Genomic DNA, 17974 nt, shown 5'->3' with positions numbered 1-17974 from the left:
GATGTGGGGGGTGTGGGGGGATACAGGGTTGTCACCTCGTAACGGTCAGGCTGCGGCGGTCGTGGGGTCCGCCGATGTGCTGGGCCGCCGCGGCGGCCGTACCGGAGCGGTGCATGCGCTGCCACTTCAAGCGGCTGCCGGTCACGAAGGCGACCACCGACTGAAGGACGACGAGATACATCAGCTGCCGGTAGACCAGGAGTTGGAAGGGGAGCGACCACAGTGGGCGCCGGCGCTCCCCGTCGAGCCGCAGCGCGTACGCCGCCACGACGAGCTGCACGGTCAGGAAACCGAGCCACGTCGCCACGGACTTCACCGGGTTGCCGGTGAACAGCGCGCTGTAGAGCATGAAGACGTCGATGACCGGGGCGAGCAGCGGCAGCAGCACCTGGAAGAGGAGCAGGTACGTCAGACCGCGTCGCCCGAAGCGCCCGGCGTGCCCGACCTCCCGGACGGCCGCGCGGTGCTTCCACATCGCCTGGAGGGTGCCGTAGCACCAGCGGTAGCGCTGGCGCCACAACTGCCGCAGCGAGGTGGGAACTTCCGTCCAGGCAACGGCGTTCTCCTCGTAGACCACCCGCCAGCCGGCCCGCCACAGCGCCATGGTCAGGTCGGTGTCCTCGGCGAGGGTGTCCTCGCTCAGGCCGCCCACGCCCATGAGTGCGTCGATCCGGAAGGCGCCGATGGCTCCGGGCACGGTCGGCATGCACTCCAGGACCTCGAACATCCGGCGGTCCAGGTTGAAGCCGAAGACGTACTCCAGGTGCTGCCAGCGCCCGAGGAGCCGTGTGCGGTTGCCGACCTTCGTGTTGCCGCTGACCGCGCCGACCGCCGGGTGGGCGAGCGGCTGGATGAGGCGCTGGACCGCGTCCGGTTCGAAGACGGTGTCCGCGTCGACCATCACGATGTACGGGCAGCGGGCGTACGCCAGACCGTGGTTGAGGGCGGCGGCCTTGCCCGCGTTGGGCTGGCACACCACCTGCACCCGCGGATCCTGCTCCGCGTACTCGTTCGCGATCTCCACCGTGCGGTCCGACGAGCCGTCGTCGATCACGATGATCTGGAGCTGCTCGTGGGTGGAGGCGAGCAGCGAGTGCAGCGTGGTCCCGATGCCGGCTTCTTCGTTGTACGCGGGCACGAGGACGGTCACCGGGTCGCGGATCTCACGCAGCCAGGGCGCACCGGGCCGCTGCCGCTCCAGGCGTCTGACGTGCGCGCGGGCGAACAGGGCCAGGACGAACAGGCGGATCAGGCCGAGCGCGGCGGCGAGGGTCAGCACCCAGGTGAGGGTGGAGACGAAGCCGCGGCCCAGCCACTGGAACCAGATCAGCGCGGTGCCCGCCCAGCGGTCGGGCGCGGCGACGTCGGTCATGGCGGACGCGTCGGCGCCGAGGCCCTCCGAGATCGTGGTGAACCGGTGGGCGCTCCGGTCGGCGAGCAGCCCCTCCGTCTCGCGGTAGGCGAGGGAGGTCTGGCTGAACTGCCGGACCAGGCCGTCGGAGGGTTCCCGCCCGGAGCGGTCCGCGGCGACCACGAGGTAGCCGTGTGCCGAGGCGCGCTGCACGGCAGGCCACTCGGCGGCGCACAGGGTGGCGACGGTGGTGGTCATCGGCATCCGCAGCAGTCTGGTGCGGAAGCCGTCGGCGCCCGCGAACGCGCCCTGGGTGAGCCGCAGTTCGAGTGCACGGCGCACACCGGAGGCATTGCCCAGGTCGGCTCCGGTGTAGGAGCGGGAGCCGATCTCGTGCCCCTCGCCCCGGATCTGCCGGACGAGGGCGGGGTAGCGGGCGGCGTCGGCGCCGCTGAGGAAGAACGTGGCGTGCGCGCGGTGCTTCTTGAGCAGGGTGAGCAGCCGCGGGGTCCAGTACGGGTCGGGGCCGCCGTCATAGGTGAGGGCGACGGTACCGGCGGGCATCGCGGCCGAGCGCACCCGGTCGCCGTCCACCGACAGGACGGGTCCGGCGCCGGCGGCGGACCGGGGCACCGGCTGGGTGCAGGACTGTTTGGTCGTGGAGCCGTCGACCTCGTTCTCGGTCCAGCCCTGGAAGAGCAGCGCACCGAAGAGAACGGGCAGGGTGAGAGCGAGGAACAGCCAGTGCGCCCTCGGATCCCGCGCCTGTTTGTGCCGAGCCCCCATCAGGAGCGGACTGCGCTGGTGTCCGGTCTGCGGTCACCATCCGGTCTGTTCCGGTCTGTCCGCGGCGACCGTATTCGCCACCCGTTCTCCACTTTCCATTCACACATGGCAGGGGAGTGTATCCGGACCCTACCGACGAGTTGGAGATCCGGCTCCCGCCACGACGCCCCGGACGGTCCCGGAACGGGCAGCCGTCCCCATTACGGCACGGACGCGGGCAGTTACCCTCTTCCGGACGCACCGCGGGCCCCGGAACGGGAGGCATTCCGGGGCCCGTTCCCGCCACCACTTCCTCAAGCGCCCGACGGCTCGACGGCTCATCTCGGGCGTGAGCAGGGGGCGTTCGTCGTACAGCGATAGACCATCAGCGGCGCTCGGCAGTCCTGTTCTCCCGAACCCGGAAACTACGTGGAGAGAACGGGAAGCACGTGTTGCACGCCACACTCCGCAATGCCCGCCCCGCCGCCGCCATCAACACGGTCGGCGAGGAGACCGGCCACTGCCCGCCGGTCCAGCATCAGAGAGTTGGGCGTCGGTCGCATCGCAGGTGTGTGCTCGCGCGTGCGAGAAACCTGGGCCTGAAGTCCTGGCTCGCGGGCGGCATGAGTCTGTACGAGTCTGTGGTGGGCAGGCTCGGAACGCGACGGCTCAGACCGGACGGCGTGGCTGATCCTGGTGGGCGGCCAGCTCTGGGCCGGGGGACAGGAGCGATGGTTGCTGTTCTCTGAAGGTGGCGGCGGTCGAGGATCTGGCCGCCGCCGAAAAGTCTGCCGATGTCTGCTGAGGGGAAGGAAATGACATGCCTGAACAGCCACGGGTGTGTACGGCGGAGGGTGTGGTCGAGGGGCGCCGGCGACGGGGGCACGCGGTGTTCCGCGGCATCCCCTACGCCCAACCACCAGTGGGCACGCTCCGCTTCGCCGCACCCGCCCCGCCTCGGCCCTGGGAAGGGACACGGCAGACGGCGGAGTTCGGCCCCGTGGTACCGCAGTCCGTGCCGGTTCATGCGAGTTCGGTGGAGGGCACGGATTGGCTGACACTCAACGTCTGCACTCCGGATCCGGGCGCGGCGGGGCTTCCGGTGCTGGTGTGGATCCCCGGCGGCGGCTACATGGCGGCGGCATCGAGCGACCCGATGTACGACCCGACGGCACTGGCCGGGGCGGGGCTCGTCGTGGTGAGCATCAACTACCGGGTGGGCGCGGAGGGGTTCGCCCTTCTCGAAGGCGCCCCGTCCAACCGCGGCTTCCTTGACCAGATCGCGGCGTTGCACTGGGTACGGCGGAACATCGCCTCCTTCGGAGGAGACCCCGACCTGGTCACTGTGGCCGGACAGTCCGCCGGCGCGGGCTCGATCGCCGCCTTGCTGACGATGAAGCCGGTGCGCGGCCTGTTCCGACGGGCCATCACCCACTCGGTGCCGGGCTTCCACAGCACCCGCGCGCTGGCAGAGCGGGTCGCCACCGTGCTCGCGGACCGGCTCGGCACGACGCCCACCGTCGCGGCCCTCGCCGAGGTCGCCCCCCAACGCCTGGCCGAAGAGGTCACCTCCCTGTGCGTCGACCTCCCTCACTACCGGCAGCGTTGGGGGCGGCTCGCCCAGGTCGGCATCGCCGTCTGCCCCGTGGTCGACGGCGATGTCCTCTCCGAAACGCCCTGGACCGCACTGACCAGTGGCCGCGCGAGCGGAATCGACCTCCTCGTCGGCCATACCCGCGATGAATTCCGGCTGTTCAGCGTCATGGCCGGACGGTTCGGCACGTTCACCGACCAGGACGCCCGCACGGCCCTGGACCTGTTCGCCCCGGCACCGGACGGTCCGGACGCCTACCGTGCCGCCCACCCGCGGGCCACCCCGGAAGAGCTGCTGGAAACGGTGTACTCCGACAGCACCTTCCGGATGCCGTCGCTACTGCTGGCCGAGGCGAACGCCGCAGCCGGCGGCAGCTCGTTCCTTTTCGAGCTGCACCTCGCCTCCCCGGCACTCGGAGGGGTCCTGGGCGCCTGCCACAGCCTCGACGTCCCCCTGGCGTTCGGCACGATGGACAGCCCCACCGGCAAGCAACTCCTCGGCGACCAGCCCGTTCCCGAGGCCGTCGTGGTGTCGAGGGAACTCCAGCAGGCGTGGGTCCGGTTCGCCACCACCGGTGACCCCGGATGGGCCGCCTACCACCCCGACCAGCAGCTCACCCGCGTCCTGGCCGCCGAACCGAAGACCCTGCCATACCCCGAGCAAACCTCCCGCCAGATCTGGAAGGGCCGCCCTCCCACCCCCTTCGATCTCACGTAGAACCGGCCGGCGGCATCACGCGTGACGGCCTGCCGCTGTGCCTCGCCACCAGCCAGGCAGGAGGCGAGGGACCAGCTCGGGCACGGAGGGGCCGCAGTTCTCGGCCATGTCGCCGCGTCGGGTGCTCGGTCGTGCCCGACGTGGCCGCGTGCTTCTCCACGCGACGTGGGGCCGGCCGAGCGCTACGAGGCAATCCATTGTCGGTCGGACGCCGTTTCACGGAATTTCCCGAGGCGCAGGCTCGTCAGCGCGGTCATGCCGACCTTTTCTCCGCCTGTCCGAAAAGGCTGTGCCAGGTCTCGGTGATGAGGTTCTCGTTGCCGTCGTGGTCAACAAGGCCCCGGAGCAGACGCAAGCCTTCCGCCTCTCCCTTCCTCCCGGCTACCACACCGACCGCACGCTGAGCTGGGAGCGGGGCGACACCGCCCCCACCACCCAGGACGGTCCGGCCCCGGCATTCCTCGCCCCCTACTCCGCAGCCGTCATCCTGCTCGACCGGCGCGAGTGACGGACGGCGTCACCCGACGGCCATGCTCCTCATGGCGAACGAAGGCGGTGACCCAGTCCCGCCCACGAATGGGGAGAGAACCGCCATCGACCACGGGTACAGCTCGTCTGCGGGGCCGGCCAGTGGCTCCATGCGCACTACTCGCATCGGCGGCGGATGGCGGAGAGGAGGCGCCGCATGCCGACCGTATGCCCGCCGGTTCCGATGACGAGTCTTCGGTAGAGGCCGCCGGCCAGGCCCGGGAAGGCGGCTCGGCTTTCGGCGCTCAGCCGTGAACATCCTGGATTGACGTGGTCGAGGCGAAAGATCAGGGCGTAGGACGAGAAATAATGGCGCCCTTCGAGCACCAGCTCACGTCCCTGGACCGCGGCGACTACCCGGAACCCGGGGAGCGTTGAGCCCTCGGCAAGGGGCCGTGGCCCGGACACTGTGCAATGGATGGACCCAACGAGTCTCGCGTAGACGGCCATACCAGGACCTGAGAAGGACCGGTCCAGCGTTTCGCTCAGGCCGCGCCAGATGTCATCGGTCCCCGCCGCAACGACCGTCGTGTGCTCATCGACGTACGGCAACGAAGCAATCTCCATCACCACTTCCCTGATGTCCGATCGTGGTCGTGTGTATTCGTTCAGTGGTTCACCAGGGGCGGTGGCAGGCCAGGGTGCCATCCACCCGGGCGCGGGAATCCGGACCTGCCTGAACTCGCCGCGTGGCTCCGGACGGACCCTCGCCGACTCTCAACCGGTCGAGTACCTGCGTACGTTCCACCGCGACGTTCACTGCGGCATCCACTGGTACCACACCGGCCACGGGCAACGAGCCGCTGGCGCAGCGCATGTGCGACGCCATCGCGCTCGTCGTCGACCACATCAAGCAGGGCCGGCCCCCGACCGCAGCCCCGCGGGCCATCGTCGACGGCGCAGTCCTCCCGGTCCCCTCGCTCTCCGCCTCCCCTGTACCCGTGGGAAGACCTGGTGTGCTCTCTGCCTGTGTGCGGGACGACACCGACCCGCACGCGGGCCACAGCGGCCGTAGAGGAGGCGCGAGGGGAAGGTTGAGTGTTGCCGTCGGCCGCCGACCACCAGGGTCTACTTCCCACCAGCGCTCAAGCTCCGCGTAGGTCATATCCCGGATGTCTGCGATCTTCATGGGCGACGGCATTGTGCGAGTTTCCTCCAGGATCCCAGCAGGTGGCGAGGCGGATGATGCCTTGAGCCACTGTGGGTAACGCACGCTCCCGGGCGGGCTTCGGCCGCGCTTGATTGCTTCCCTGGCTCCGTGCACGACGGGCGCCACGTGCCCGGCATCAGCCGGTAGCACGCGGGGAAGGCCCTACCTCATCTCGGCGTTCGGGCGGGGCCGGGAGCCGTTCGCGCAGGTTGATCTCCTCGGCGGTGAGCGGGATTCCGGGCTGGCGGATGCGGACGGGCCTGGGCCCCAGCGGCAGGTCGGTCAGCACCACAGAGCCGGGCGCACTGTCACCTTGTGTTAGCCTCAAACGTTTGGACGGCCGTGACGGCTGGCAATTCTGGCCTGCCGGTTCCCACTGTTCGTCGGCTGCTCATTTCCTGCCGGGCCTTCCTCGGTACGTTCCCCATGCGGAAGGCTCTTCATGAACCACCCGGACCGCCCCGGCACCTCGCACGACGACCTCGCCCGGCCAGTGACCCTTACCCCGACGGTGCCCCCGGTCGCCTCCTTCGCCGACCTGGAACTGCCGGCCGAGGTGCTGCGCACACTCACCGCGCTCGGCGTGCGTGAGCCCTTCCCGATCCAGGCAGCCACACTGCCCAACGCCATCGCGGGACGCGACGTCCTGGGGCGCGGGCGCACCGGATCGGGTAAGACGCTCGCCTTCGGCCTGCCGCTGCTCGCACGGACGGCCGGGCGGCGCGCGGAACCGAAGCAGCCCCTCGCCCTGATCCTGGTGCCTACCCGGGAGCTGGCCCAACAGGTCACCGAAGCACTCGCGCCGTATGCCGACGCGCTCCGGCTGCGGATGGCCGCGGTCGTCGGCGGCATGTCGATCGGCCGGCAGGCCGCTGCGCTGCGCGACGGGGCCGAGGTCGTCGTCGCCACCCCCGGCCGCCTGCACGACCTCATCGAGCGCAGGGCCTGTCGCCTGGGACGGGTACGGATCACCGTCCTCGACGAGGCTGACCAGATGTGCGACATGGGCTTCTTGCCACAAGTCACCGAGGCGCTCGACCAGGTGCACCGCGACGGCCAGCGGATGCTGTTCTCCGCCACCCTGGACCGCGGCGTCGATCACCTGGTCCAGCGCTACCTCCATGACCCCGTCGTCCACTCGGTCGACCCGTCCGCGGGCGCGGTCACGACCATGGACCACCACGTGCTGGTCGTCCATGGCCCCGACCGGTATGCCGTCGCCACGGAGATCGCCGCCCGCGACGGCCGCGTACTGCTGTTCCTGGATACCAAGCACGCGGTCGACCAGCTCACCCGGCACCTGCGGGCCAGCGGGGTGCATGCCGCGGCCCTGCACAGCGGGAAGTCCCAGCCGCAGCGCACCCGGACCCTTGCGCAGTTCAAGAACGGACAGATCACCGTCCTGGTGGCGACCAATGTCGCGGCCCGTGGCCTGCACGTCGACGACCTCGATCTTGTGGTCAACATCGACCCGCCCACCGACCCCAAGGACTATGTGCACCGCGCGGGCCGCACCGCCCGGGCCGGTGAGTCCGGCCGCGTCGTCACGCTGGTCCTCTCGCACCAGCGCAGCGAGATGAGCCGCCTGATGGCCGAGGCCGGCATCGAGCCGACGACCACCAGGGTGCGCTCGGGCGAGGCGGAGCTGAGCCGGATCACCGGGGCCAAGGCCCCCTCCGGCACCCCGCTCGACGGTGGTCCCGCCGCACCCCGGGCCAAGAACACCAATGTCCCCTTCCGCGGCCTGGGCACCAGCAAGGACACCTCCCGCGGCACCGGCGGCAAGTCCCGCAAGGCCGGCGAGGCCCGTAAACTCGCCGAGGCCCGCAAGGCGGCCCGGGTGCGCCGCGGCGGCTGAGAGCCGGATGTTCCTGCTCGGCCCTGCCGAGATCGAGAACGCCGCCGATCCGGGCACCGGCGAGCCGCAGCGCCGGGACGCTCCCCGGCTGCTCCGGGCTCCCACTGAGGAACAGGGCCCTCACGACACCGGCCCTGACCGTCCGCCCACCCCGCTCCTTCGCCGAATTCGTCCAGGACCACGCAACCGAGTGGACGCACGTTGAGTTGCCCCGGGGGCTGGGCTTGTCGCGTATCGCCGGACTCGGAAGGGGCCTCGGCCTGATCGTGCGCTCCGGTCAGGAGGCACATGATCAGACCGAGGATGTGGAGACGAGTGCGTTGCAACAGGGTGCCCCGCAGGAGGTATTGGAGACGCTGTCACGCTTCCGTGGCTTCTTCTACGCCCCGGCCCACCCGGTGCCCTTGAATACCAAGCACCTGGGGATTTCCAGGTGACCGCCAGGAGTTCGAAGCAGAGCTGGACGCGGCCGACCTGGACGACCTGACCAAGGTCAGGGAAATCACCCAGGCGTACCGGCACCGCGTGCTGCTGAGATTCGACTCGCAGGGATCGGCCGCCCTTGCGAGGCCGCCCAGCGACGTCACCGCCGGACTACAGCGCAAGCTGGAACGAACGCCCGGTGAGCCACGCCTTCTACAGCGACGCCGCCGAGAAGATCCGGACAGAACTGACGCAGGCCGAGCGCGTAGCCGTCGAGACCGTCTGCCGATCCCTCGAAGAAGACCCGAAGCAGGGGCGCGGTCTGCCCGATGCCGACCCGGGTTCGGAGTCGTACGTGGTCGAGCCGCGGCCCGAGCAGACCGGCGGGCGTGGAATCTCCGTCATCTACCGTCACCGCCAGGACAAGGTCATGATCCTGCACAGCCCACTGATCCTCCGAGCGGTGCGGTGCATGTCCTCAGCCCCCGCAGAGACAAGCGCGATCTCGCTGCCGCGAAGCTCGTCGAATGCGTCCAGAACATCCTGAACGACGAGTTCGGAAGTCATCAGAGCCCGGCGGAACTGGGGCAGAGACTTCTGACAGAGCCGGTACGACCAGGACACCCTCGCCCGCGCCCTCGTTGACACCGGCGAGCACATTCGTGCGGCCGGACTGCTGCACCACCACCCGCCGCCACCACACCTACGAGGACCTCCTCCTCTCTGCACGCCCTGCGGCCGACCTGTCCCCCCACTGATCCTCACCATCGGACAGCACGGGCCTCGCTTCAAAGGAGCCACGGCTTCACCGGCAGCGAGCGTCTCGCGCGGTTGCCGGCCCATGTTCACCGGGCCGGCAACAACTGCTCCGTCGGACCGATCAACCTTCAGGAACCCTGAAACGCTGCCTCCAGGCCGCCGACCGGTGGAACAGGGGCACCCCCGCTGGCCAGAAGCTGAGGGCTGTACCCAAGGCCCGAGGAGCACACGGGATGCCGTACACCCCTGCCGAACAGGGCTGGCACGGGCAAGGACCTCAGGCTCGTTGCGGGGCCGCTTGGGGAGCTTCGACGAAGCCGGCATCAAGGAGTCGGCCCCGTGGCAGGGCCGGCTCCTTGGCGGGGCGGATGCCGCGTCGAGGGGGCAGCACGGGCGCCTCGCTGCTCAAGTCGGTCCGGTGGCCGGCCGAAAGGGAGGGTGCGGCACGCCACGGCCGGTCTTTGCGTGCCCGTTCCTCTTCTGCGATGGAGTCTGTATGCGCGTAAGTACGTGTGGGGTAGGGGCTGTTCTTCTGCTGCTGGTTGCGCTGCCGGGAGGGGCGGGTGCGGCGGCCGAGCCCGGCGCGGACCGCGTGATCGTGGAGCACACGGCACAGGCCGTGGCGGGCGAGTACATCGTCACGGTCAAGCCCGCATTCTCGCCGGATGCGGTGCTGCGGGAGCTGGGCGTCAGACCGCTGTTCACCTACGGCACCGCGCTGCACGGGTTCGCCGCCGCGCTCACCGCACTCCAACTGCGGCTGGCCCGCGCGCTGCCCGCCGTCGAAGCCATCGAGGAGAACGGCCAGGTCTCCCTCAACAGCGCGCCGGCGGACAGAGGCGGGAGCGCCGTAGCCACCAGGGAGTCTGGGGCGGGAAGTGAAGTGGCGCCCGCCAGCTGGGGGTTGGACCGCATCGACCAGCGCAGCCTCCCTCTCGACGACCGCTTCACCGTGACGGGCACCGGCCGTGGTGTGACCGCCTACATTCTGGACACCGGGATCGAGACCGGGCACGCCGAGTTCGAAGGACGCGCCACCGTCGGGTTCGACGCCGTCGGGGACGGCCACGGCGGGCAGGACTGCCACTCTCATGGCACTCATGTCGCCGGAACCGTCGGTGGGAAGACCTACGGTGTGGCGAGGGGCGTTTCCCTCGTCGCCGTGCGCGTACTGGACTGCACCGGCGACGGCACCACGGCCCAGACCCTCGCCGGGCTCGACTGGATCGCCACCCACGCCCAGCATCCGGCCGTCCTGAACGCGTCCGTCGGCGACCCCGCATCCCCCGCGCTCGACACCGCCACCAACGCCGTCGCGGACGCCGGGGTCCTCCCCGTCGTCTCGGCCGGCAACGACGCCGAGGACGCCTGCGCCGCCTCCCCCGCCCGCGCGCAGAAGGCCCTGGCCGTGGGCGCCACCGACCGGCAGGACCACCAGGCCGGATTCAGCAACTACGGGCCGTGCCTGTCGCTGTACGCGCCCGGCGTCAACATCGTCTCCGCCCGGCTCGGCGGCGGCTCCCGCACACTCAGCGGCACCTCCATGGCCAGTCCCCATGCCGCAGGCGCGGCCGCTCTCCTCTTGGCGCAGGACCCCCGGGCCACGGCCCAGGACATCGCCCGTCGCCTCACCGACACCGCCACCACCGGCGCCGTCGTCTCACCCGGTACGGACTCTCCCGACCGCCTCTTGTACGTCGGCGAACTCTGAACACTCCGGCCACCGCCCGGCGGATGGTTCATGACGGCGCATGACGGCCGTGACGGAGGCGGCATGGCACATACCGCCTCCGTCATGAGTGCGACCGGTTTGGTGCCCGCCGCCGAGGTGGCGGGCATGGCACTTCTTGCTCGACGGACTGAGCACAGAAACGGCGCAAGGGCCGCTTTCCGGCGCCCCGTCGACCCCGCAGCAGATGTACGAGGTGGTGGGCAGGCTCGCGGCACGCCGTAGCAGGCGGACGCATCAAGGGACGGAAGGACGTCTCACCCCACCTCTTCAGGCTGCCTGCCTGGGCCGGCCCCCTCGCCATCGAATGGGACGCCGGTACCCTCACCGTGGCCTGGCCGACACCGTCGACGCCGCACTGGCCTGGCGTCTTCAGCGATCGGTGAACCTCTCCACCGACCACCACTACGAGAGCGTCCTCGCCCCACGGGCACCCGGCGAACAGCGGCTCGAAGTCTTCCCCGGCTCCACACGCTGAACGCCGACGGAACCTACCCGCTATCGGCTTGATCGGAGCGATCTGGTCCAGGCAGCCGCCACGTGTGCCGACGGTGCCCGGTGGCTCCAGGGGCCGGTCAGGACTGCTGGAAGGCGGCAGTCTTGCCGTCATTGCTGCTGTCGAACCAGCCGGTCATACCCCAGTTGCTCCAGCCCCGGTCGCCGTTGTTGGTGAAGGTGCCGTTCCCGAAGACCCACACGCCGTAGTGGACTTCCTCGTACTTGACGGTAGAGATGGCGTCGTCAAGTTGTGGGTGGGGGCGGTGGGTTGGGGTGCGCTGAGGATGCGGTCGTGGCGGTGGAGCCACCTTGGTCAGACATTCGCGGCTGTGCCCGGTGATGGTCTTCCAGACGGAGCGTCAATGACCCTGGTACTCCCCGCCGCCGACGAGATCGGCCTCGCCTGCCGGCAGACGCACCGCGTCGTCGCCGTCCTGGATCCCGCCGCCGATGACAGCCCGCTGCGCCGGGCGCTGTTCGGCGCCCCCGCCACCCGCAGCGCCTGCCGCCGCCCTCGCGCCACTGCCGCCGTCACTTCCGCACCGAGCCGGCCGAGACCCGGAACCTGAGTGCGTCCGCTACGTCATCGAATGTATATCCAAAGAGTTTCGGCTCAATAATGCCTTTCCGGGCTCGCCCCGAGTTCCCGGTAAATTTCGATGGCAGTGCGGACCGTGGAGTTGGTGAGCGCGGTCGCGTTCCATTTGAACTCTGTAGTGCAACGCATCGTGCACTTGCTTCCCATTCGGCGCACTGATTTCTCTGGAACCTCAAGTCCCGGGTTCCGAAAGGATTTCCGATCGCAGACGCTTTTCATTCGGTCGGCACAGCTGCTGCCTGCACCGAAAGGACGGGGACCGGAAAGTGTTCTTACCGCCCTCTTGTTTTCGTGGGTGGCGGTGTGTAGTAATTGCTATCAGTCCGAGCTGGGGGTCTGGGGTGGGGGCTCCACTGCGGACCGAAAGGCTTTTCGTGATTCGGGAATAGCTGTGCCCGTCGGAGGCGAGAGGCTCTGTCCATGATCCCTGACGCTCAGAAATACCGGCGCCGAGCCTCGCCGATTTTACCGGCCGTGGTGTCCGTCATCGCGTTGTTGTTGCCGGTGGTCTCACCGGACCCGGCGTCGGCAGGCGCGGCGCCGTCGCCCGTCGCCGGCCGGCAGCTCGCGGTCGCCGAGGTCGGCTACCGCGCCGAGATACGGCGAACGACTTATGGGATCCCGCACATCCGGGCGGCGAGTCTGGGCAGTGTGGCGTTCGGTCAGGGCTGGGCTTACGCCCAGGATCGGCTGTGTGATCTCGCGGACCAGGTGGTCAAGGTCCGGGGCGAGCGCGCGCGGTGGCTCGGCCCCGGACCGGAGGACCAGTATCTGGCGTCCGACTTCGGGTATCGGGCCCTGCGCTTGGTGGACCAGGCAAGGCAGGCGCTTCCGACGCTGTCGAGCCGTGCTCGGTCCATGCTTGAGGGCTACGCCGCCGGATACAACCGGTACCTGGCCACGGTCGGGCCGGGCGGCGTCCACGGCTGGTGCGCGGGGCAGCCGTGGATCGCGCCCATCACCGCCGTGGATCTCCTTGCCTACGAGCAGGATCTTGCGATCGCGTCCAGCGGCCGGGCAATGCTGCCCGCCATCGCTGTGGCGCAGCCACCGGCCGTCCACCGCTCTGATCCACGGCACACGCGGGGCCTGCGGGTTCCACCGGCCGTCGTGGCCGACTCGGTCCGGCGGGCGCTACGGGAGTCCCCTGGCTCGGGGCCGGGCAGCAACGGCTGGGCGATCGGCGGCGACCGATCGTCCACCGGCCGGGGGGCACTGCTGGCCAACCCGCATTTTCCCTGGCAGGGAGAGCTTCAACTGTGGGAGTGCCAGCTCACGGTCCCCGGCGAGCTGAACGTCTACGGTTCCGGGGTCGGCGGCCTGCCAGGAGTCCAGATCGGCTTCAACGAGAAGGTCGCCTGGACCCATACGGTCGCACCAGGTGCCCGCTATACCTTCGCCAAGCTCCAGTTGCTCGCGGGAGACCGAACGAGCTATCGCAGCGGTGACCGCGTCCTGCATCTGCGGCCGACCACCCTGTCGATCCAGGTCAAGCTCGCCGATTCCCGACTCGGCGCGGTCACCAGGACGTTGTGGTCAACCGACTACGGGCCGATCGTTGACCTCTCCTCGCTGGATCCGGGCGACGGGTGGAGTACCACCAGCGCGATCGCCTTCCGTGATGCGAACGCCGGCAACACCCGGGAGCTCGATTTCTGGCTTGCCATGGCGCAGTCCGGCAGCGTTGCCGAGGTCGCTGCTGCGAACGCGAGGTACGGCACGCCGTGGCTGAACACCCTGGCCGCCGATCGCAGCGGGGACACCTGGTACGGAGATCCCGCGAGCACTCCCGATCTGGGAAAGGCGGCGACCGAGGCGTGGTTGGCGAGCCCGATCGGCCTCCTGGACGGCAGTGATCCCCGGCAGGACTGGCTGGAGAGCCCCGGAGCAGCCGCGCCGGGGCTGCTTCCGCCGAACCGGTGGCCGCAGCTCACCCGCAGGGACTACGTCTTCAACGCGAACAACAGCCCGTGGATCGCCAATCCGCAACACCCTCTTGAAGGTTTTTCCGCGCTGCTGGGGGAACAACGGACCGCGTTGGACGCCAGGGCGCGGTTCAACGCCCTCCAGCTCGCCGACTCCGGGCAGGGCCCCGATCACCGCTTCGATCCCGGCGAACTCGTTTCTGCGGTGCTGTCCGACGAAACGCTGAGCTCCCGGCTGCTGCTCGGTCCGGTACGCAAGCTGTGCCGTGCGCACGTCGGAGAGGCGAAAGCCTGCCACGTACTCGGCAACTGGGACGGTCGATTCTCGGCCGACAGCAGAGGAGCCGTGCTGTGGCGCGAGGTGATGTCGAATGTGCTGGCAGCCGACCGCGATGCCCTGGTGTCAGCGGGCCCGCTGCTCAGCAAGGCGTTCGATCCGCGCGATCCGGTGCACACCCCGGGTACACCGAAACCGGATCCCGCGGTACTGGGACCGGCGATCACCGATGCGCAGCACAAGCTGGAGGCCGCCGGCTTTCCGCTCGACGTCTCGCTCGGCTCCGTGCAGTACGAGAACAAAGGTGGCAAGCGGCTGCCGATGCCGGGAACTGTCGACGCACTCGGTGGGCTCAACGTCGTGGAGTACACCCCGGATCCGGGCACCACGACAGAACCGGTCCAGCCGTCGGACGGCTTTCAGGTCAACACGGGCACCAGCATGTTGTTGGCAGTGCAGTTCACCCAACACGGACCGGTGGCCAAGGGATTGCTCACCTTCTCGGAGTCCATTGACCCGGGCTCACCGCATTTCGCCGACCAGCAAGGGCTGTTCGCACAGGGAAGAGTACGGAACTGCTTGTTCACGTGGCCGGATATCCTCGCGGACCCCGCACTGGATACCACCGTAGTCACGGGACGGTAGTCGAACTGATAACGCACGCACTTGTAGCGGAGGTGGCTGATGGTAATGACGAACAAACCAGGGTTTGCTGTTTCCCCACAGCAGCGCCAACAATGGTCACAATTATCCTCCGTCGGCCCCCACCGCGAAATGCAGGTCTGGGTGACACTGGACGGCGGGCTGGACCGCACCAAACTGCGCTCGGCGCTGTCCGCAGTGGTGCGTCGCCATGAGTCGCTGTACACGAGCCTTGTTGTCAGCGAGGGCAGGTCGGTGCCCACTCAGGTCATCGGCGATCCCGCCGACATCGAGCTGCGCATCACCGAGGTGACCTCGGGGCCAGGTACGGCACTCACCACGGCGCTGGATGAACTCGGGGCCGTGGAAAGGGCGTCGGTCGACCCCAGGTCCGGTCGGGGATTCCGGGTACTGCTCGCGGATGTCGGGGCTGACCGGGCGGTCCTCATCCTCACCGCGCACGTCATGATCGCCGACCGGAGTTCGTTACGTCTGGTCGCCATGGAGCTGGCCGCCGCGTACGCGGGTGACGAAGTGCTGCCGCCCGCGGCGGACATTGTGCAGTACGCCGACTTCGCGGCTTGGCACAACGAACTCCTCACCGCTGCGGACGGCGCCGCCGAGCGTGCCGTGTGGGCCGACCGGCTGGCCGAGGGCGACAGCGGCTCCATGCTGAGCAGTGCGGACCGGACCACCGGGCATCAACCCGATCGGCGGGCATACCGCCCGGAGCCGGTCTCGGTCGCCACCGCGCTCGATGAATTCGCCACGGCCAACGAGATCGATGCCGAATCAGTGCTGGACGCCGTGTTCCGGGTGATGGTGTGGCGCTTGGCGGGCGAGAACAGCGCTCTGGTCCTGCTGGCCTCGTCCGGCCGGAGCCATCCTGCTATCGACCACACGGTGGGTGTGCTGGAACGGGAGTTACCCCTTCGCGGCGAGTTCACGGCCGAGCAGGAATTCCTTTCCGTCGCAAGGGAAACCGCCGGCCGGCGCCGCGACGCCGAGCACCGGATCGACCACCTGGACCCGGCCGTGCTGGCCGGCCACCGGGCCCTCGGACGCAGCACTCTCGTCTGTTTCGACTTCCGTGTCGCCGCGGAGCCGGTGCTGGCGGACGGCGTCCGCTACACGATCGTCGAGGAGAGGAGGACGGGCACGGCCGACCTGGAGCTGAGCTGTGTGCGGGCCGGTCACACCCTCGACATCGAGGTTCAGTACGACGCAGCCCTGGTCGATCCCGCCACCGCCACGGCTCTCGCCGACGGCTTCACGACTGCACTTCGCGCGGTCCTCGCGGACGGGACGCTCCGGATCGGTGAGATCGAGCTGCTTTCCGCCGAGAAGCGGGAGCTGGTGCTCGCCTCTGGCGTCGGTCCTGCTGCCGAGGTCCCGTCAGCGGCTGTGCACGAGCTGTTCGCGAGGCAGGCGTCCCGGCAGCCGGACAGGGCCGCCGTCGCGTTCGAGGGCACTGAACTCAGCTACGCCGAATTGGACGCGAAAGCCAATCAGTTGGCCCGTCACCTGATGGTGTCCGGAGTGACACGCGGTGACAAGGTGGTGGTGTCCATCGGGCGGTCCCCGGAATTGCTGGTCGCGCTGCTCGGCGTGCTCAAGGCCGGCGCCGCGTTCGTCCCCGTCGACATCGGATACCCGCCGGCCCGGGTGGACTTCGTGCTCCGGCACGCGGCGCCGAAGATGGTGCTGGCCACCAAAGCGGTGCTGAACCGGCTCGGTGAGCTGGAGCTGCCGGTGCTCGCGATGGACGGGCACCCCACCGAACTCGCCGGCCGCCCCCGGACCCCGGTCGATGTGCCGGTGTCCGGGGACGACACCGCCTACCTGCTGTACACCTCCGGCACCACCGGGCAGCCCCAGGGCGTCGTCGTCCCGCACCGATGTCTGGTCAACTACCTCTCCTGGGCGGCCACCGCCTACGCACTGGACCAGGGCAGCGGCGCGCTGGTGCACACCTCGATCAGCTTCGATCTGACGCTGACCGGCCTGCTCGGCCCGTTGCTGACCGGCCAGCGGGTCATCCTGCTGTCCGAAACCGTCGGGGTGACCGGACTGGTGTCGGTGCTGCGCGACATGCGGGACCTCAGCCTGGTCAAGCTGACACCGACGCACCTGGACATCGTCGCCCAGCTGGTCGGTCCCGAGGAGATCACCGGCAGCGTGCGCACGGTCGTGGTCGGCGGCGAGGCGCTGCGCGCCGAGAGCGCCGCGCTGTTCCACGCCGCCGGTGCCCAGGTGGTCAACGAATACGGTCCGACCGAGACCGTGGTCGGCAGCGCCGCCCACTGGCTCGACGGGGACGGGCCGTGGCACGGTTCCGTGCCGATCGGGGCACCGATCGCCCGGACCCAGACCCATGTGCTGGACGCCCGCCGCCGCCCGGTTCCCGACGGGGCGATCGGAGAGCTCTACATCGGTGGAGCCGGTGTCGCCGACGGTTACCTCGGTCAGCCACAGCTCACCGAAGAGCGCTTCGTGCCCAACCCCTTCGCCACCGCGGGCTCCCGGCTGTACCGGACCGGCGATCTGGCACGCCGCCGGGCTGACGGCACCCTCGAATTCCTGGGCCGCGCCGACGACCAGGTCAAGATCCGCGGCGTCCGGGTGGAACCCGCCGAGGTCGAGAGCGCGCTGCGCTCCCACCCCGGGGTCGAGCACGCGGTGGTCATCGCCCGGCGGGACGACGATCCCGGCGGCTCCTCGCCACTGGCGGGGGAACTCAGGCTGGTGGCCTACGTGGTGCCAGGCAAGGACACCGACGGCCCGGCCCCGAGCCCCCGCGCGCTGATCGAACACTGTCGTACCCGGCTGCCGGAGCTGCTGGTCCCCGCCGCCGTCATGGTGCTCGACGCGCTGCCCGTGACAGCCAACGGCAAGCTCGACCGGGCCGCACTGCCCGTACCGACGACCGCGAGCCGGTCCGCGGCCGCATACGTGGCTCCGCGCACCGAAACCGAGGAGATCCTGGCGGGCGCGGTCGCCACGGTGCTCGGGGTGGACCGGGTCGGGAGGGCCGACAACTACTTCGTGCTCGGCGGCGACTCGATCCGCAGCGTGATGGTGGTGAGCCGGGCCCAGACCCGCGGGCTGGACGTCACCGTCGCCGATCTGCACCAGAACCCGGTCATCGGGGACTGCGCGG

Annotated in this window: 12 protein-coding genes (1 of these 12 only partly in view); 9 read left to right on the top strand and 3 right to left on the bottom strand. The window is 69.6% G+C overall.

Annotated elements, in window-relative coordinates:
- Nucleotides 1-31: 31 nt before the first annotated feature.
- The gene (locus LIU39_RS20455; RefSeq protein WP_227048253.1) at nt 32-2137 is read right to left on the bottom strand and encodes a bifunctional polysaccharide deacetylase/glycosyltransferase family 2 protein; all 2106 of its coding nucleotides are present in this window, start codon (nt 2135-2137) and stop codon (nt 32-34) included.
- A 799-nt stretch (nt 2138-2936) separates the two neighbouring features.
- Between LIU39_RS20455 and LIU39_RS20450 the strand changes: the two genes are divergently transcribed.
- The gene (locus LIU39_RS20450) at nt 2937-4427 is read left to right on the top strand and encodes a carboxylesterase/lipase family protein (protein ID WP_227048252.1); all 1491 of its coding nucleotides are present in this window, start codon (nt 2937-2939) and stop codon (nt 4425-4427) included.
- Nucleotides 4428-4752: 325 nt separating this feature from the next.
- Nucleotides 4753-4935, top strand: coding sequence for a hypothetical protein (locus LIU39_RS20445; RefSeq protein WP_227048251.1), 183 nt, complete (start codon nt 4753-4755; stop codon nt 4933-4935).
- A gap of 137 nt (nt 4936-5072) precedes the next feature.
- On the opposite strand, the gene LIU39_RS20440 is transcribed toward LIU39_RS20445, so the two are convergent.
- Nucleotides 5073-5522: a hypothetical protein gene (locus LIU39_RS20440; protein ID WP_227048250.1), complete on the bottom strand. Its 450-nt coding sequence runs from the start codon at nt 5520-5522 to the stop codon at nt 5073-5075.
- Between the two features lie 1025 nt (nt 5523-6547).
- On the opposite strand from LIU39_RS20440, the gene LIU39_RS20435 reads away from it, so the two are divergent.
- The 4 genes from LIU39_RS20435 (at nt 6548) to LIU39_RS20420 (ending at nt 11352) form a co-directional block, all read left to right on the top strand.
- Nucleotides 6548-7963, top strand: coding sequence for a DEAD/DEAH box helicase (locus LIU39_RS20435; protein ID WP_227048249.1), 1416 nt, complete (start codon nt 6548-6550; stop codon nt 7961-7963).
- A 622-nt stretch (nt 7964-8585) separates the two neighbouring features.
- Complete coding sequence (locus LIU39_RS20430) at nt 8586-8933, top strand: hypothetical protein (protein WP_227048248.1); 348 nt, start codon at nt 8586-8588, stop codon at nt 8931-8933.
- Between the two features lie 708 nt (nt 8934-9641).
- On the top strand, nt 9642-10856 hold the full coding sequence (locus tag LIU39_RS20425; RefSeq protein ID WP_227048247.1) for a S8 family peptidase: 1215 nt from the start codon (nt 9642-9644) through the stop codon (nt 10854-10856).
- 325 nt (nt 10857-11181) lie between these two features.
- Complete coding sequence (locus LIU39_RS20420; protein WP_227048246.1) at nt 11182-11352, top strand: hypothetical protein; 171 nt, start codon at nt 11182-11184, stop codon at nt 11350-11352.
- A gap of 97 nt (nt 11353-11449) precedes the next feature.
- Here LIU39_RS20420 and LIU39_RS34980 read toward each other — a convergent pair whose 3' ends face one another.
- On the bottom strand, nt 11450-11572 hold the full coding sequence (locus tag LIU39_RS34980) for a hypothetical protein (RefSeq protein WP_264483046.1): 123 nt from the start codon (nt 11570-11572) through the stop codon (nt 11450-11452).
- Nucleotides 11573-11734: 162 nt separating this feature from the next.
- Here LIU39_RS34980 and LIU39_RS20415 point away from each other — a divergent pair, with 162 nt between their 5' ends.
- The 3 genes from LIU39_RS20415 to LIU39_RS20405 all read left to right on the top strand — a co-directional run.
- Nucleotides 11735-11941, top strand: coding sequence for a hypothetical protein (locus LIU39_RS20415; RefSeq protein ID WP_227048245.1), 207 nt, complete (start codon nt 11735-11737; stop codon nt 11939-11941).
- A gap of 449 nt (nt 11942-12390) precedes the next feature.
- A complete protein-coding gene (locus LIU39_RS20410) occupies nt 12391-14817 on the top strand; it encodes a penicillin acylase family protein (protein ID WP_227048244.1) in 2427 nt (808 codons plus the stop codon).
- 39 nt (nt 14818-14856) lie between these two features.
- Nucleotides 14857-17974, top strand: the beginning of a protein-coding gene (locus tag LIU39_RS20405; protein ID WP_308409401.1) for a non-ribosomal peptide synthetase. The gene runs 3290 nt beyond the window's last position; 3118 of the gene's 6408 nt are visible here — the first part of the coding sequence; its start codon is at nt 14857-14859; the stop codon falls past the right edge of the window.

The organism is Streptomyces pinistramenti, assembly GCF_020564935.1.
GTDB lineage: Bacteria > Actinomycetota > Actinomycetes > Streptomycetales > Streptomycetaceae > Streptomyces > Streptomyces pinistramenti.
This window is presented reverse-complemented; position numbering and strand designations above follow the sequence as displayed.

Bases quoted from the DNA above. Each gene is read 5' to 3' on its own strand.
- LIU39_RS20455 (WP_227048253.1), bottom strand. From the start codon at position 2,137: ATGGGGGCTCGGCACAAACAGGCGCGGGATCCGAGGGCGCACTGGCTG.
- LIU39_RS20450 (WP_227048252.1), top strand. From the start codon at position 2,937: ATGCCTGAACAGCCACGGGTGTGTACGGCGGAGGGTGTGGTCGAGGGG.
- LIU39_RS20440 (WP_227048250.1), bottom strand. From the start codon at position 5,522: ATGGAGATTGCTTCGTTGCCGTACGTCGATGAGCACACGACGGTCGTT.
- LIU39_RS20435 (WP_227048249.1), top strand. From the start codon at position 6,548: ATGAACCACCCGGACCGCCCCGGCACCTCGCACGACGACCTCGCCCGG.
- LIU39_RS20425 (WP_227048247.1), top strand. From the start codon at position 9,642: ATGCGCGTAAGTACGTGTGGGGTAGGGGCTGTTCTTCTGCTGCTGGTT.
- LIU39_RS20420 (WP_227048246.1), top strand. From the start codon at position 11,182: ATGGGACGCCGGTACCCTCACCGTGGCCTGGCCGACACCGTCGACGCC.
- LIU39_RS20415 (WP_227048245.1), top strand. From the start codon at position 11,735: ATGACCCTGGTACTCCCCGCCGCCGACGAGATCGGCCTCGCCTGCCGG.
- LIU39_RS20410 (WP_227048244.1), top strand. From the start codon at position 12,391: ATGATCCCTGACGCTCAGAAATACCGGCGCCGAGCCTCGCCGATTTTA.